Origin of the sequence: Streptomyces sp. NPDC090741, assembly GCF_044769045.1 — a bacterium.
Taxonomy (GTDB): Bacteria; Actinomycetota; Actinomycetes; order Streptomycetales; family Streptomycetaceae; genus Streptomyces.
Window position 1 is genome coordinate 234,848 of sequence record NZ_JBIVXF010000005.1, and the last position, 14,682, is coordinate 249,529.

Genomic DNA, 14,682 nt, shown 5'->3' on the forward strand with positions numbered 1-14,682 from the left:
CGGATGTCCGGCTCGGGACGGTGTCAGCCGGAGGCGGGTGCGAGGTCCTTGCCCCGGAAGGGCAAGCCGGTCACGGCATCGAGGGTGACGACCCGTATGCCCTCCTTCGGCCGGGCAGTCGCCCCGGGCGGCGGAGCCGACGGCCCTCCGGCCGGGGCTGCGTTCTTGAGCGAGGTGATCCAGCACACGCGCCAAGCTCCCTGCGCGTCCTGCTTGGCGATCAGCTCGCTGCTGGTCACCTCGGCGCCGGGGTGGGCCGCCTCGGCCTTGTTCTGCGCTTCTTCCTTGGTGACGACGGGCTTCGGCAGCTGTGGTGCTGCGATGTCGGTCGCGGAGAACGCCAGGATCCTCTGGTCGCCCCCCACGATCACATCGAGGCGCATGGGCATGAGGACGCCGTCGACGCGCGAGCGCCACGACACCAGCCTGGCCTGGCTGTCCGGCCCACCGGCCGCTGTGACCTGGGTCGTGTCGGCCGGCGGGGCCCAGGGGAAGTGGGTCTTGGCGAAGGCGGCGGCCGCCTCGCGGACGGCTGTGTCGGCGATCGGCGGGGTGTCCGGCCGGTCGGGCTCGACGGCTGCGAGTCTCCCGGACCGCACCTCGCGCGACGGCCAGTCGACGACGAGGCTCCCCGATCGGGTCGCGACCTCCAGCCGCCCGGGTTGTCCGTGGGATCCGGGCGAGTACTGAACGTTGTCGGTCGTGACGGAGTCGCCGAAGAACTCCCGGGCAGCGGCCGCGGCCGCCTTCGTCTGCGCGGGATCGGCCCGGTGCCCGTCGCTCACGTCGGAGACGGTGATCAGGAGTGTGGGCAGCGCGACGGCTGCGAGCACGCCGGCTCCGGCGGCGCCGATGAACGAGGTCAGCCCGATGTCCCCGCGCCGGCGAAGGGGCCGGGCCTCGGCTGCCGCGGGCCGGGAGGCCATCCGGCACCACGCGTACCCGGCGGCGCATCCCGCGAGCGCGCCGAGCGCGTTGGCGGCGAAGTCGCCCGTGTCGCAGGCGCGACCCATGCCCGGGGTCAACGCCTGCGTGACCTCGATGGCTCCGGACAGCACCGCGGAAGCGGCGAACACGGGCAGCGGGCGCCGCGTGAGCAGCGTCGGGAAGAAGGCCAGGGGAAGGAAAAGGGCCATGTTGAGGAGGCCCTGCGGCGCGATGAGGCTGCCCAGCACGTCGCGCTGCACCGTGCACACGCGGGAGGCGGGTGCCTGGGGGTGCAGCCGGTAGAGGGTCGCCGCCAGGACCAGTGCGCAGGCCGTCGCGGCGGCGACGGCCACCGAGGGGGACACGGCGTCCCTGCGCCCGAGCCACCACGCGGGACCCCCCGCGAGCAGTGCCAGGGCAGCGAACAGGAGCAGGAGTGACAGGTGGCCGCTAAGGGCTGCTTCGATCACGGAGGTGCAATCCTCGGGAGGAGGGAGGCGGGAGGAGGGGGCGCGGTGGCGCGGGCCGGCTCCACTCGCGTGGAGCCGGCCGCGGAAGGACGGTCAGTGACCGACGATCACCGGGAGCCGTCGCAGATGCTGACGGGGGCGTTGTAGAAGGTCCCCTGCCCCTGAACGGCCATCCAGCCGACGATGTCGCTGCAGTCGTCGAAGCCCAGCCAGGTGAAGCCCTCGTTGTGCTCGGTCCCCGCCGACTGGCTGAACCAGCCGTTGTCATAGCTGTAGCCGTGGTAGTTGAAGCCCAGCTTGGCGGTGATGGTCCCGCCGCCGGTCTTCTTGTACGTCTCGGACATCGTCCACCACGACCCCTCGTGCACGTTGTCGGGGCGGATCGTCGTCCACAGCTCGCCATTGCTGAGTCTGGTCATCGAGATGCCGTAATCCACGTTCCCTGCGGACGCGGCGGGGGCGAGGGCGAGGCCCAGCGCCACCAGAGATCCCGCCATGGCCATGACAGACGTACGCTTGCGCATGATGTGTCTCCTCGATTCGGTGCGTCGCCGGCACTCTGGGTGAACCAGCCCTTGTTGTAGCTGTAGCCGTGGTAGTTGAAGCCGTACTGGGCCGTGATGGTGCCTCCGCCGGCCTTGCCGTACGACTCCTCCATCCACCAGTAGCCCGAGCCGTCGTTCTGGGGCCCGATCATGGTGTTGAACTTCCCGAAGGTCAGCTCGGTGACGGACCAGTACTGCCCGGCGTTGCCTGATGCCATCGCGGCGGGTGCGCCGACGACGGTCGCCGCCAGGAATACGCTCGCTACGGCCAGGACGGGACGAATCCTCAATGCAGTTCCTCACGTAAAGGGCCACTGATCGAACGGATTCGAATTTAGGCAGGAGCTGATCGACACACTGCACGGTCGGCACAGAACTCCTTGATGCTCAGCGCGCGGAACTCGGTGGGGCTGAGCCCGTACGCCTCGCGGAAAGAGCGGCTGAAGACCACCGGGCCGCTGAAACCCCACCGGGCAGCGATGGCCTGCACCGGACGGGCCGCGAGAGCGGGGCACCCGAGGTCGGCGCGGCACTGCTCCAGGCGGCGTCGGCGGATCCGGGCCTGGACGCTCTCCTGCCGGTCGTGGAAGAGCTGGTGGAGACTGCGCACCGAAATGTGGTGGTGGGCTGCGATGGCGGCAGGGTTCAGCTCCGGGTCGCCGAGGTTGTGCTCGATGAACGCATGGATCCGCTGCAAGAGGGCCTGTGACCGGACTTCGGAGGGAAGGCGGTCCTCGGAATCCAGATGCTGGGCCAGGCAGGCCGCCGCGAGGTCGACGGCGACCGCGCCCAGGCGGCGTAAGCTCTCCGGCTCGGCTTCGGCGCCGTGATCCTCAAGGGCCGTCATGAACGACGCCAGGACCGCCGCCACTCCGCGGTCGCCCCGCATACGGCGGGCGAGCAACCGGTCAAGACGCTGGGTGCGCAGGGGCATCAGCCCCCGGGGAAGCATGAGGACCGTCGCCCGCACCTGGCCGCCCCCGTCGAGCATCGCATTGTCGGAGGGCCGCGAGGTGTCCCAGAGCATGAGGTCCCCGGGTCCGACGGTGCACTCGTTCCGGTGCTGCGACATCGACGTGGCGCCCTTGCGCAGCAATGCCAGCTGGTACTGCTCCGGGTCGCCGCGCCGGATCATCGCGGCTGTGCGCCGCGAGCGCAGCGGCGAGAGGTCGAACCTCGCCACACGGAGATCCCCCAAGTCCATGACGGCAGCCTCGCCCTGGAACTCGGCGGGCCGCTCGCTGCTCAGCGCGGCGGGCATCACCTCACGCGAGATGATGTCGGCGTACCAGTCGAACCGCTCCCCCGCGGGCACCTCGCCCGAAGACACCACTGACCACATCCCGCGCCCCCCAGCTCGAACATCTCGGCACAGCCAAGAATGCAGAGCCACGTGGCGCGGGCACCTGGATTTCTTCAGGGCGCGGCGTGGTCGCGGCGGGCCGCGGCCTCGAAGGGCTCCTCGGCGTCGGATCCGCAGAGCTCCGCGTTGATCTCCTTGACCAGCTTGACCAGGTCGGTCGGCCGGTCCGGGCCCCACCAGTCGCCGAGCAGCTCGGCGAGCGACTCCTCGCGGGCCTCGGCCAGCTTCCCGGCGGTCTCCCGGCCGCGCTCGGTCATGACCAGCGGCAGTCCGTCCCGTACGGCCAGTCCGCGCTCTTCGAGCTGGCGGGCGGCGTCCGTGATCACCTTCAGCGGCACGGTGGTCCGTTCCGCGAGCATCGCGGGCTCGGCGGAGCCGTACTTCTTGATCCGCAGCAGCAGCCAACTCGCTGCGGGCAGCAGATCGAAGCCGGCCTTCTCGGTGATCTTCTCGTAGACGTGGCGGCGGCCCTCGCGGGTGCCGAGGACGGTCAGTGCGCGGGCGACCTCGTCGTGGGAGGAGCGCTGGACGGGGTTGGAGGCGAGGGTCTCGGTGACGTCGGGCGCGGTGACCGAGCCGCGGAGCACGTCCTCCTTGAGGAACCAGGCGATGACGAAGGCGACGAGGACGACGGGCACGGCGTAGAGGAACACGTCGGTGATGGAGGAGGCGTACGCGTCGAGCACGCGCGGCTGCACTGCGGCGGGCAGCCGTCCGATGGCCCGCGGATCGGCCTCGACCAGCGCGGCCGTACCGGGTGGCACCGGAAGCCCGGTGAAGGCGGTGGCGAGCTTGCCGTCGAGCCGGTTGGTGAAGACCGTGCCGAAGATCGCGACGCCGAAGGAGGCGCCGATGGAGCGGAAGAAGGTGGCGCCGGAGGTAGCGACGCCGAGGTCGGCGTAACTGACCGCGTTCTGCACGACCAGTACCAGCACCTGCATGACCAGACCCAGTCCGGTGCCGAAGACGAAGAAGTAGACGCTCATCTCCCAGGTGCTGCTGGTGCGCTGCAGCTGGTGCAGCAGGAGCAGCCCGACCGCGGTCACGCCCGTGCCCGCGATCGGGAAGACCTTCCACCGTCCTGTGCGGCTGACGATCTGGCCGGAGGCGGTGGAGGAGATCAGCATGCCGAGCACCATCGGCAGCATGTGGACGCCGGACATGGTGGGCGAGACGCCCTGGACCACTTGGAGGAAGGTCGGCAGGTAGACCATCGCACCGAACATCGCGAACCCGATGACGAAGCTGATCACCGAGCAGAGGGTGAAGGTGCGGATCCTGAACAGTCCCAGCGGCAGGACGGGTTCGACGGCCCGCCGCTCGACGAAGAGGAAGACGGCGAGCAGTACGGCGCCCACGACGGCCAGGCCGACGATCCGGGCCGAGCCCCAGCCCCAGGTGCCGCCGAGGGAGGCGACGAGCACGAGGCAGGTGGCGACGCAGGCGATGAGGAACGTGCCGAGGTAGTCGATGGTGTGCTTCGACCGCCGCACGGGGATGTGCAGGACCGCGGCGATGACGACGAGCGCGACGAGACCGATGGGGAGGTTGATGTAGAAGACCCAGCGCCAGGACAGGTTGTCGACGAACAGACCGCCCAGCAGCGGTCCGAGGACACTGGTCGCGCCGAAGACGGCGCCGAAGAGGCCTTGGTACTTGCCGCGCTCACGGGGCGGGACGATGTCGCCGACGATCGCCATCGACAGCACGATCAGTCCGCCGCCGCCCAGGCCCTGCAGGGCGCGGAACCCGATGAGCTGCGGCATGTCCTGGGCGATCCCGCACAGCGCCGATCCGATGAGGAAGAGCACGATGGCGCCCTGGAACAGCTTCTTGCGTCCGTACTGGTCGCCGAGCTTGCCCCACAGCGGCGTGGCGGCGGTGGAGGCCAGCATGTACGCGGTGACGACCCAGGACAGGTGCGCCATACCGCCCAGCTCACTGACGATCGTCGGCAGCGCGGTGGAGACGATGGTCTGGTCGAGGGCGGCGATCAGCAGGCCGAGCAGCAGGGCGGAGATGGAGACGAGGACCTCGCGGGAGGCGTGCTCGGCGGTGGGGCCGGACCGGTGCGGGTCGGGAACGGGTTCCGCGGCGTCCCTGGTCACATCCTGAGCCATCCGCTCCTCCTCGGGCCGGATCAACATGTCCATCCTGAGCGGTGTGGCCGGATATGGCCTCTCGGGCGGGTTGGGAGGACCCCGGAGGGTCTGCATAATCGCAGGCAATGGCCAGGGAGGGATTCCAGTGAGCACTGAGCGCTGTCCAGAATGCGACGCCATGGGCGCCGACTGCGGGTGCGCGCCGGGGGCCGGTTTCGAGCCACTGCGTGTCCGTCCGTACGTGACGCTCCCCGAGCCGCGTCGGTCCGAGGAGCCGCCGCCCACGCAGCCGGTGCGGGGCGTGGTGGCCGGCCCCGCGGGCGGGTACGCCCGGGGGCCGGAGACGCTGCTGGGGGAGGACACCCCGGCGTACGGCATACCCGTGGCCTGGCCGGACTCTCCGCCGCAGGCGGGCTGGCCGGCCGAGACGGTCCGGCTCCGGGCGGCCGACCCGGCAGCCGGCGCCCGGTCCGGAGACGGGGGCGCGGCCGGCGGGAGGGGCGGGGGCCCCGGAAAGCGGTCCGGCGCCACCGGCCGACGGCGGCTCCCGACGATCCTGGCCGGCGCCGGCACGGTGGTCGCCGTGGGCACCGCGGCCCTGGCGCTGGGTATGCTCCCGCGCTCCGGCGACAGCGACACCGTCCTGCTGGACGCCAAGCCGTCGGCGCCCGCCGCGAGCGTGGCTCCGGCCGGCCCCACACAGCCGACGGCCGCGCACAGCCCCTCCCGCTCCGCCTCGGCCTCGGCTTCGCCGTCGCCGAGCGCCTCCAAGTCGGCATCACCCTCCGCCTCGCCCACCGCCTCCCGCAGCTCGGCGCCCCCGTCCCCGACCCCGTCGGCGAGCACGAGCCGCGCGCCGAGCCCACCTCCGCCGCCCCCGAAGGCGCCGACGCTGAGGTACGGGGATTCGGGCCCGGAGGTGGAGAAGATGCAGCGGCTCCTGGCAGGGCAGGGGCTGTACCGGGGAAAGATCAACGGCAGGTTCGACGACCGTACGGAGAACGCGGTCTCGGAATTCCAGTGGCGCAACAACATCGACGAAGACTGGGGCGTCTACGGTCCGGAAACCCGACGGGCCCTGGAGGGCACGGGCTGATCGCTCGCAGGGGTGTCCGGCGCGGAGTGGCGCGGACGCCTCTGGTTTTGTATCGTGCAGGAACAAAGTGGTTCCGCCCGCAACCCCTGACCGGCGGGCGGAACCGCTTGTTCTCTTTCCCGCCCCGTCTGGAGCACCGCCGATGCCGGCCAGCACCACCAGCACCACGACCACCGCACCCGCCGTCCTCACCGCCAAGGCCCTGCTCCTGGACATGGACGGCACCCTCGTCAACTCGGACGCGGTGGTCGAGCGCTGCTGGCGCGACTGGGCCTTGTCCCACGGGCTGGATCCGGAGGAAGCACTCAAGGTCGTCCACGGCCGGCAGGGTTACGCCACGATGGCCATCCTCCTTCCGGAGCGGCCGGTGGAGCTCAATTACGCCGAGAACACCGAGATGCTCGCCCGTGAGACCGCCGACACCGACGGCGTGGTCCCGATCGGCGGAGCCGCGGAGTTCATGGCGGCGATCGACGGGCTGCCGCACGCCCTGGTCACCTCGGCCGACGCGGCCCTGGCCACGGCCCGGATGACCGCCGCCGCCCTGCGCATACCCGAGGTACGGGTCACGGCCGAGTCCGTCAAGGCCAGCAAGCCGGACCCCGAGGGCTTCCTCATGGGCGCCGCCGAACTCGGCGTGGACCCCGCCGACTGCATCGTCTTCGAGGACTCGGCAGCAGGAATCGCCGCGGGCCTGGCGGCGGGCATGCGCGTGATCGGCATAGGCCCCCGAGCCGCGGCCCACGCCCCTACGGCCCACGTCCCCGACCTGACGTCGATCCGGGTGACCACGACCCGGGACGGCTCGATCCAGCTGACGCTGACGCCGGAGGCCTGAGCCGGATCGGGGGGACCGACAGGGTCCGCCGACTCGGCATCAGAGGGAGTCCGGGGGTTTCCCGACAGTCCACTGTCCTTCCGGTGCGGTCCGGGCCGTCAAGGGCGCTCCCTGCGGTCGCGTCGCTTCGCGATGTCGCTACGCTCCACCCTTGACTGCCCGGCCCGCCCCGGAATGCCATAAGACTGTCGGGAAGCCCCCGAAGGAACGGTCAGGGGGACAGCCAAGCCCATGACCACATCAGGGATGCTGACCCAGCCTCCCGGCTCAGCCAACTCCCCGAAGGGCACCGGCCCCCTTTTTCCGCACCCCGGCAGGCCACCCCACACCAGGCAGCGAACAGACGCCCATCCCGCACCCCCGGACCCGAAGACGCGTCAGATCGCTACGCGCTCCTCTTGGCATAGCGTCCGGCGACCGTCTGGGGCTGGACATAAGCCGCCCACGACCGGCACGGAAGACCCTTGGCCTGCGACAGCAGGTGGTTTGTCCCTTTTGGCGGCCGATCGGGACCCACAAGCGGCCTTGCCGGAGTCGAAGGTCGAGAAATCCGGCATCAGACTCCCCCACACCCCCTTTCCGCCCCCTCTCGCCCTCTTTTCGGGCCCTCTCGCCCTCGTTTCGGCCCAAAGAGCGTCCAGACAGCCCGCAGACACCCGAAAACCTCGCCACGGACGTCCTCTGGCGGCCCCCAACGACGTGCAGACGCCGGAAGACCGCCCACCTGCGCCGCGTGGGCGGCCTATGTCCAGCCCCGGACGGTCGTCGGACGCTGAGAAATGAGGAGCGCGTAGCGATCTGACGCGTCCTGGGGGCTGCATCGTCATCTCATCGCTGTCTGGTGCAGGTTGGCTCTCCCCGGGCCCCCGTCACCGGCTGGCCTTGGTGGTCCTGGTGGGCGGGGTGCGGATGGACAGGGAGGTCCTGGTCGGCATCTCCGACTCGGCCGCTCCTGGTCGGATAACCTCCCGGCCATTCCTTCGGGGGCTTCCCGGCAGTCTTATGGCATTCCGGGGCGGGGCGGTCAGTCAAGGGTGGCCGAAGGCCATCGCGAAGCGACGCGAACGAAGTGAGCGCCCTTGACGGACCGACCCGACACGGAAGGACAGTGGACTGACGGGACGCCCCCGGACCCTTCACCGACCCCGAACGACAGGGACCCGACCCCCGGCATCCCGGTCGACCTCTCCGACCCGAGCCGGCAGACCCCACCCCCGAAGCCCCCTCCCCCTCCCCCTACTGCCCCACCCGGCCGTCGATCCGCTCCCGCAGGAAATCGGCATGGCCGTTGTGGCGGGCGTACTCCTCGATCATGTGGACCAGGACCTCGCGGAGCTCCATCGGCTCTCCGTCGCTGTCGCCCGCGACCTCCAGCCCAAGGGCCTCAGCCACCACCCGTTCCGCGAAGGCGACCTCCGCCCGCCACGTGGTCCACGCGTCCGCGACCACCGCCGGGTCGGCCACCGCCCCCGTGAAGTCCGCCGCCGGATCCTCCACCGTCCGATAGTGACGTCGTACGCCCTCGCCCGCCATCACCTGGCGGAACCAGTACTGCTCCACCCCCGCCAAGTGCCGTACGAGCCCCAGCAGGGACAGGTTCGACGGCTCCACCGCTCGCCGCGCCATCGCCTCGGCGTCGAGCCCGGCGCACTTCAGCTCCAGCGTCAGCCGCTGATCGCGCAGGTAGCCGACGAGGACGGCGCGTTCGCCCTGGAACCCACCGTCCGTGCGGGTGTCCTCATCGGGGTGGACGAACATGTTGGACCAGCCGAAGCGCCGCTCGACCCCGGGCACGCCCGCGGAGTCACCGTTATCGATCACGCCCGCGAGCGTGCCCCCGTACGTACACCTCTCACAAGGGAATATCCCGGCCCACCGCCCCGGCAATACCTCGCCCCGGCAATGCCTCAGCCCGCGATCGCCTCGTACAGCGAGAACGCGGCCAGCGCAGCCATCACGCCCGCCGCGACCTTCGTGATCAGGCGCAGCGGCACGTACTTCATCAGCGTCTTCCCGCCCAGGATCCCGATGCCCGCGACCGCCCACAGGGCCAGGACGGCGCCGATGCCGACCGAAACGGGGTTGTCGTACCGCGCGGCGAGGTTCGCGGTCATGATCTGGGTCAGGTCGCCGAACTCGGCCACCAGGATCAGCATGAATCCGGCTCCGGAGACCTTCCAGAAGGACTGGTCGGCAGGTGCCTTGACCTCCTCGTCCCCATCGCTCTTCTTCAGGAGCAGCATGGCCGCGCCCGCGAGGAAGAGGACGCCGACGACGGCCTGGACCAGCCGGTGCGGGAGCAGGGTGAGCACGCTGCCCGCGGCGATGGCGAGTGCGACGTGCACGGCGAAGGCGGCGGCGACGCCGGCGAAGACGTACGAGGCGCGGTAGCGCGTGCCGAGCATCAGTCCGGCGAGGGCGGTCTTGTCGGGGAGCTCCGCAAGGAAGACGACTCCGAAGGCGATCGCCGTGACGGTGATGCTGAAGGTACTGCTGAACACGGGGCGGAACCTCAATCGGTCGGGCAGGACGCCATCGATACCGAGAGACCTGGGGTGTTTCAGGGGTCGCTTCGGCTCGGCGGCGCCCTGACTGCGTCCACGCACCCGCCATGGACGGGTGCATATGAACAAGAACAGGACACTGCGGCCGAAGGTCTCGCTGGCCGGCCGCTGCGTGCGCCTGCCTCCGGGCGCCGGCTGGGGTGACCCAGCAGTATGTCGACGGTCCGGCGAAGAGCTACTCCCCTTCTGCACTCCACAGAATACGCGACGGCCGCCGCGGCCCGGAATAGGCCTTTGGTCCCGTGGTCCAGCAGTAACCACACCCACTCCCTCTCCCTCCCCTCCCTCCCCTCCCCCCTCCCTCCCCTCCCCTCACATCCCGGAAGCACAACTTCCGCTTAAAGTAGGCCAGTTGTCCGCCCACACCTGACGTGCTCATGTCGCAAGCCTGTAACCTTGCGCCCGCCGCCACGCAACCTGGCGCCGCCACCATGGCCGCGCCCCTTCGGGGCTGACCGGCCACACCCCCCACATTCAGGGAGCCCCTCATGGCCCTCAAGACCCTCATACCCGGTGTCTACGCGCGTCGAATTGGCGTGCTCGCGTCAGCAGCGACCCTCGCCGCCCTCACCTCCCTCGTGAACGCGCCCGTCGCCCAGGCCGCCCCGCCCACCCCCATCAGCGCCGCGGCCGCCCGCTCCTACCTCGCCACGGTCACGCCGAAGACGGAGGGATCCCTCAGCGGATACAGCCGCAGCCTCTTCCCGCACTGGAGCACCGTCTCCGGCAACTGCAACACCCGCGAGACCGTCCTGAAGCGCGACGGCGTCGGCGTCGTCACCGACTCCTCCTGCGCCGCAGTGAGCGGCAGCTGGTACTCCGAGTACGACGGCGCCACCTGGACCAACGCCGCCGACCTCGACATCGACCACGTCGTCCCGCTCGCCGAGGCCTGGCGGTCCGGGGCCGGCGCGTGGACCACGTCCAAGCGCCAGCAGTTCGCCAACGACCTCACCCGCCCGCAGCTCATCGCGGTCACGGACAACGTCAACCAGGCCAAGGGCGACCTCGACCCGGGCAAGTGGCTGCCGTCGCGGACCGCTTACCGCTGCACGTACGCCCGGATGTGGGTCGAAGTGAAGCAGTACTGGGGTCTGAGCATGGACTCCGGCGAGAAGTCGGCCCTGGTGGGCATCCTCAACGGCTGCTGACACCCGCCGTACCATTTGCCCGCCTCTCCCCCGCCAGGGGGAGGCCACGCCCCCCTCCCCCGTCGTACCGTGATCGAAGGGGCTACGGAGGAGGGGGAGTTGCATGGCCGGATTGCGTCTGGGGCCGCTGCTTCGCTACGTCGACTGGGACACGGGCGGTTCGGCCACGATATGGGTCGAGGCCGACCGCCCGTGTACGGCCGAAGTGCGGTGCGCCGACGGGGCCGGCGGCAGCGTGCGCACCTTCCAGATCGCCGGGCACCACTACGCGCTGGTGCCGGTGACCGGCCTGGCCCCGGGGAGCACGACGGCGTACGAGGTACTGCTCGACGGCATGCGTGTCTGGCCGCTGCCGGGCACCGCCTTCCCGCCGAGCACGATCACCACGCCCGCCGTGGCCGCAGCCGGTCGGCCGGCCCCGGGGCTGCGGCTGACGTTCGGGTCGTGCCGGCAGGCCGCGCCGCCGGCCGGCCGGCACGGGCCGCACGGTGCGGACGCCCTCGACACGCTCGCGGCGCGGCTGGCCGCCGATCCGGATGAGGTGCGGCCGGATGTGCTCCTCCTGCTGGGCGACCAGGTGTACGCGGACCAGCTGTCGCAGGAGACCAGACAGTGGCTCGCGGCCCGGCGGGATCTGCGGGAGCCTCCCGGCGCCCAGGTGGCGGACTACGAGGAGTACACGCGGCTGTATTACGAGTCCTGGCTCGACCCGGAGATCCGCTGGCTGCTGTCCACCGTCCCCAGCCTGCAGATATTCGACGACCACGACGTCGTGGACGACTGGAACACGAGCGCGGCGTGGCTGGCGGAGATGCGGGCGACGCCGTGGTGGCAGGAGCGCGTGCTCAGCGGGCTGATGTCGTACTGGGTGTACCAGCACCTGGGCAACCTCTCGCCGGCCGAGCTCGCAGCCGACACGCTGTACGGGGCCGTACGCGAGACCCCGGACGGTACGGATGCGCTGCGGGCCTTCGCCGCCGCGGCCGACGCCGATCCGGGCTCGGTGCGCTGGAGCTACCGGCGCGACTTCGGCCGGTCTCGGCTGCTGATGGTGGACACGCGGGCGGCGCGGGTGCTCGCCGAGGACGGGCGGGCGATGCTCGACCCCGCCGAGCAGCAGTGGCTCCGCGACAACGCCCTCGCCGGGCACGGCGGTTACGACCACCTCCTCATCGGGTCGTCGCTGCCGTGGCTGATGCCGCCGCTGATCCATGACGCGGAGGCGTGGAACGCCGCGCTGTGCCGCGGCGAGCGGGGGGCGCGGTGGGCGCGGATCGGGGAGGATCTGCGGCGCCGCAGCGATCTGGAGCACTGGGCGGCGTTCCCTGCTTCGTTCGCGGCGTTGAGCGATCTGATCGAGGAGGTGGGGACGGGGCCGCGGGCACCGGCGACGGTGTGCGTGCTGTCCGGGGACGTGCATCACGCGTACGTGGCCGAGCCTCGAATACCCAGTACGGCGCGGGTGTTCCAGTTGACGTGCTCGCCGGTGCACAACTCGATCCACACGGCGGTGAAGTGGGGCTTCCGGCTGGGCTGGTCGCGGACGGGGCGGTGGCTGGGGCGCGGCTTCTCCCGGCACGGGCGGACGGGTCGGCCGCCGCTGAGCTGGCGGCGTACGGGCGGGCCCTGGTTCGGGAACCAGCTGATGACGCTGGCGCTGGCGGGTCGTTCGGCCCGGCTTCGGCTGGACCAGGCGCACAAGGGACGGAAGGGACAGGCGAACAGGACGGACAAGACCGGCAGAACAGGCCAGAGGGTCGCCCGGCTGGTGACGGTCCTGGACCGGGAGCTGACGTCGGCGGACTGAGCACGGCGGGCTGAACGCGGCGGTTTGAGCGCGGCGGACCAAACAAGCAAGCTGCCCACCGCCCTCGGAACGGGAGGGGGCCGGGCGGTACGGAGGAAGCCGACATCCCAAGCTGACAGACTGTGTACCCGGGCAACCCCCGGGCATACGGCGCACCAACGCCAGGCGTACGCTGTATGGCTGTCAAGCCGCCCCTGCCGCTCCCCCGCGACGTCGCGGCGCTTCATGCCGCAGCACGTCAACCGGACTGGGGAGTTCCACCTTGCTTGAGACTCTGGGGTCGCTGACCGCGAGCCCATGGATCTACGCCGTGGTGGCGGTGTCCGTCGTGCTCGACGTCTTCCTGCCGGTGCTGCCGAGCGGGGTTCTGGTGATCACGGCCGCGGCGACCGCAGCGGCCGCCGGTGCGGCCGGTCCGGTGCCGGTGGCGGTTCAGGCGCAGGTGCCGGACATCCTCGCGCTGCTGGTGATCGCCACGACCTCGTCGGTACTGGGTGACATGGCCGCGTTCCGGCTGGCCCGGCGCGGCGGGGCCCGGCTGGACCGCGCGATCGCCCGGTCCCGTCGGCTGACCCTCGCCCAGGAACGCCTGGGTACGGCCCTGGTCCGCGGCGGCGGCGCCCTGGTGGTGATCGCCCGCTTCGCCCCGGCCGGCCGTTCGGTGGTCTCCCTGGGCGCGGGCAAGACCCACCGCAAGGCCATGGAGTTCCTGCCCTGGTCGGTGCTGGCCGGCATGGCCTGGGCCGGGTACAGCGTGGCCCTGGGGTACTTCGGCACCCAGTGGCTCGGCGCGACCTGGCTCGGCACGGCCGTCTCCGTGATCGCCCTCTTCGCCGCGGGCGCCCTGGCGGCCTTCGTCATCCGGCGCCCCGCCCCGACGGCGGCCCCGGCGGCATAGCGACCGCCTGGATCCCTCGGGCGGAGCAGCGGCTCACCCGTTCACCCGGCCCCGATCGCCGCCCCGGGCCAGGGCTCCTAGCGTCCACAGCACGGCGCACAACCGAATCCGCGTCACATCCGTGCCCTGGCCGCGCCGTTTCGAGGAGCCCGAGGAGTTCACTCCATGCCCGCCACGCCGCTCGCCCAGCCGTCGAACCGCCGCCTCCTGGCAAGGGTCGCGGCCGCGACCCTCGTCCTCGCCTCGGCCGCTCCCGTCACCGTCGCCCACGCCGCCTCCCCGTCCGCCGGCGTGTCCCCCACCGCCGTCGCGCCCGGAGGCCGGGTCAGTCTGAACGTCACCGGCTGCGGGACCAAGACCGGCACGGCCTCGTCCAGCGCCTTCGGCGACGTACGCCTGACCCCCGGCAACCTGGAAGCCACCAACCTCTTCGGCAGCGCCACCGTCTTCAGCAACGCGAACTCCGGGGCGCACACCGTCACCTTCGAATGCGGCGACTCCGGCGGCCAGCGAGTCACCGTCTCCCTCCAGGTCACCCCCGGCGCGGCCCGCGGCGGGCTGGGCGGCAGCATCGGCGCGATGAGCCCCGGCCAGATCGCCCTGGGCGGCACACTGGCCGCAGGCGCACTGGGCACGGGCATCTGGATCCTCCGCCGCCGCTCCCGCCTGACCTGAGGAACAGGACACCTAGGCGGTGACGGAGACCGCGCCTCTGACCTGCAGACCGTCCAGCAGGTCCCAGGTCGCTTCGGCGATCGCCTCGACGGCGGCCTCGAAGACCTCCTGATTGTGCGCGGCGGGCGCCCGGAACCCGGACACCTTCCGTACGTACTGCAGCGCGGCGGCGCGGATCTCCTCCTCCGTGGCCTTCTCGGGGATGGCGGGCGGGCGCAGGGTCTTAATGGAACGGCACATACACCC

14 protein-coding genes are annotated in these 14,682 nt (G+C 71.2%); 6 read left to right on the top strand and 8 right to left on the bottom strand.

The features are described 5' to 3' along the window. Positions 1–23 precede the first annotated feature (23 nt). The 5 genes from ACIQU4_RS16030 to ACIQU4_RS16050 form a co-directional block, all read right to left on the bottom strand. Positions 24–1,397, bottom strand: a complete 1,374-nt coding sequence (locus tag ACIQU4_RS16030; protein ID WP_403730284.1) for a VanZ family protein — start codon at positions 1,395–1,397, stop codon at positions 24–26. A gap of 107 nt (positions 1,398–1,504) precedes the next feature. Continuing rightward, positions 1,505–1,816, bottom strand: coding sequence for a hypothetical protein (locus ACIQU4_RS16035; RefSeq protein ID WP_403730287.1), 312 nt, complete (start codon positions 1,814–1,816; stop codon positions 1,505–1,507). Beyond that, on the bottom strand, positions 1,813–2,232 hold the full coding sequence (locus ACIQU4_RS16040) for a hypothetical protein (RefSeq protein WP_403730290.1): 420 nt from the start codon (positions 2,230–2,232) through the stop codon (positions 1,813–1,815). Before ACIQU4_RS16040 ends, ACIQU4_RS16035 begins: the two co-directional genes overlap by 4 nt. Before the next feature lie 44 nt (positions 2,233–2,276). Then, positions 2,277–3,272 carry a helix-turn-helix domain-containing protein gene (locus tag ACIQU4_RS16045; protein ID WP_403730293.1) on the bottom strand — a complete coding sequence of 332 codons (996 nt, stop codon included), beginning with the start codon at positions 3,270–3,272 and terminating at the stop codon, positions 2,277–2,279. 86 nt (positions 3,273–3,358) lie between these two features. Next, positions 3,359–5,425 (bottom strand): DHA2 family efflux MFS transporter permease subunit, encoded by a 2,067-nt coding sequence (locus ACIQU4_RS16050; protein WP_403730296.1) that lies wholly within the window; start codon positions 5,423–5,425, stop codon positions 3,359–3,361. 223 nt (positions 5,426–5,648) lie between these two features. Here ACIQU4_RS16050 and ACIQU4_RS16055 point away from each other — a divergent pair, with 223 nt between their 5' ends. Both ACIQU4_RS16055 and ACIQU4_RS16060 read left to right on the top strand, forming a co-directional pair. Next, on the top strand, positions 5,649–6,503 hold the full coding sequence (locus tag ACIQU4_RS16055) for a peptidoglycan-binding protein (RefSeq protein ID WP_403730298.1): 855 nt from the start codon (positions 5,649–5,651) through the stop codon (positions 6,501–6,503). A gap of 142 nt (positions 6,504–6,645) precedes the next feature. Next, a complete protein-coding gene (locus tag ACIQU4_RS16060; RefSeq protein WP_403730301.1) occupies positions 6,646–7,341 on the top strand; it encodes an HAD-IA family hydrolase in 696 nt (231 codons plus the stop codon). A 1,236-nt stretch (positions 7,342–8,577) separates the two neighbouring features. Here the strand turns inward: ACIQU4_RS16060 and ACIQU4_RS16065 are convergent. Next, the gene (locus ACIQU4_RS16065) at positions 8,578–9,099 is read right to left on the bottom strand and encodes a DinB family protein (protein ID WP_403730945.1); all 522 of its coding nucleotides are present in this window, start codon (positions 9,097–9,099) and stop codon (positions 8,578–8,580) included. A gap of 149 nt (positions 9,100–9,248) precedes the next feature. Continuing rightward, positions 9,249–9,842 carry a TMEM165/GDT1 family protein gene (locus tag ACIQU4_RS16070; protein WP_133898149.1) on the bottom strand — a complete coding sequence of 198 codons (594 nt, stop codon included), beginning with the start codon at positions 9,840–9,842 and terminating at the stop codon, positions 9,249–9,251. Positions 9,843–10,393: 551 nt separating this feature from the next. Here ACIQU4_RS16070 and ACIQU4_RS16075 point away from each other — a divergent pair. The 4 genes from ACIQU4_RS16075 (at position 10,394) to ACIQU4_RS16090 (ending at position 14,436) form a co-directional block, all read left to right on the top strand. Then, on the top strand, positions 10,394–11,056 hold the full coding sequence (locus ACIQU4_RS16075; RefSeq protein ID WP_403730304.1) for an HNH endonuclease family protein: 663 nt from the start codon (positions 10,394–10,396) through the stop codon (positions 11,054–11,056). A 103-nt stretch (positions 11,057–11,159) separates the two neighbouring features. Next, entirely contained in the window at positions 11,160–12,863 is a 1,704-nt protein-coding gene (locus ACIQU4_RS16080; protein ID WP_403730307.1) for an alkaline phosphatase D family protein, read from the top strand. 262 nt (positions 12,864–13,125) lie between these two features. Further along, positions 13,126–13,761, top strand: coding sequence for a DedA family protein (locus tag ACIQU4_RS16085; protein ID WP_403730310.1), 636 nt, complete (start codon positions 13,126–13,128; stop codon positions 13,759–13,761). 165 nt (positions 13,762–13,926) lie between these two features. Then, positions 13,927–14,436 carry a hypothetical protein gene (locus tag ACIQU4_RS16090; RefSeq protein ID WP_403730313.1) on the top strand — a complete coding sequence of 170 codons (510 nt, stop codon included), beginning with the start codon at positions 13,927–13,929 and terminating at the stop codon, positions 14,434–14,436. A 12-nt stretch (positions 14,437–14,448) separates the two neighbouring features. Here the strand turns inward: ACIQU4_RS16090 and ACIQU4_RS16095 are convergent, their stop codons facing one another. Beyond that, the gene (locus ACIQU4_RS16095; protein ID WP_403730315.1) at positions 14,449–14,676 is read right to left on the bottom strand and encodes a DUF2277 domain-containing protein; all 228 of its coding nucleotides are present in this window, start codon (positions 14,674–14,676) and stop codon (positions 14,449–14,451) included. Positions 14,677–14,682: the final 6 nt, after the last annotated feature.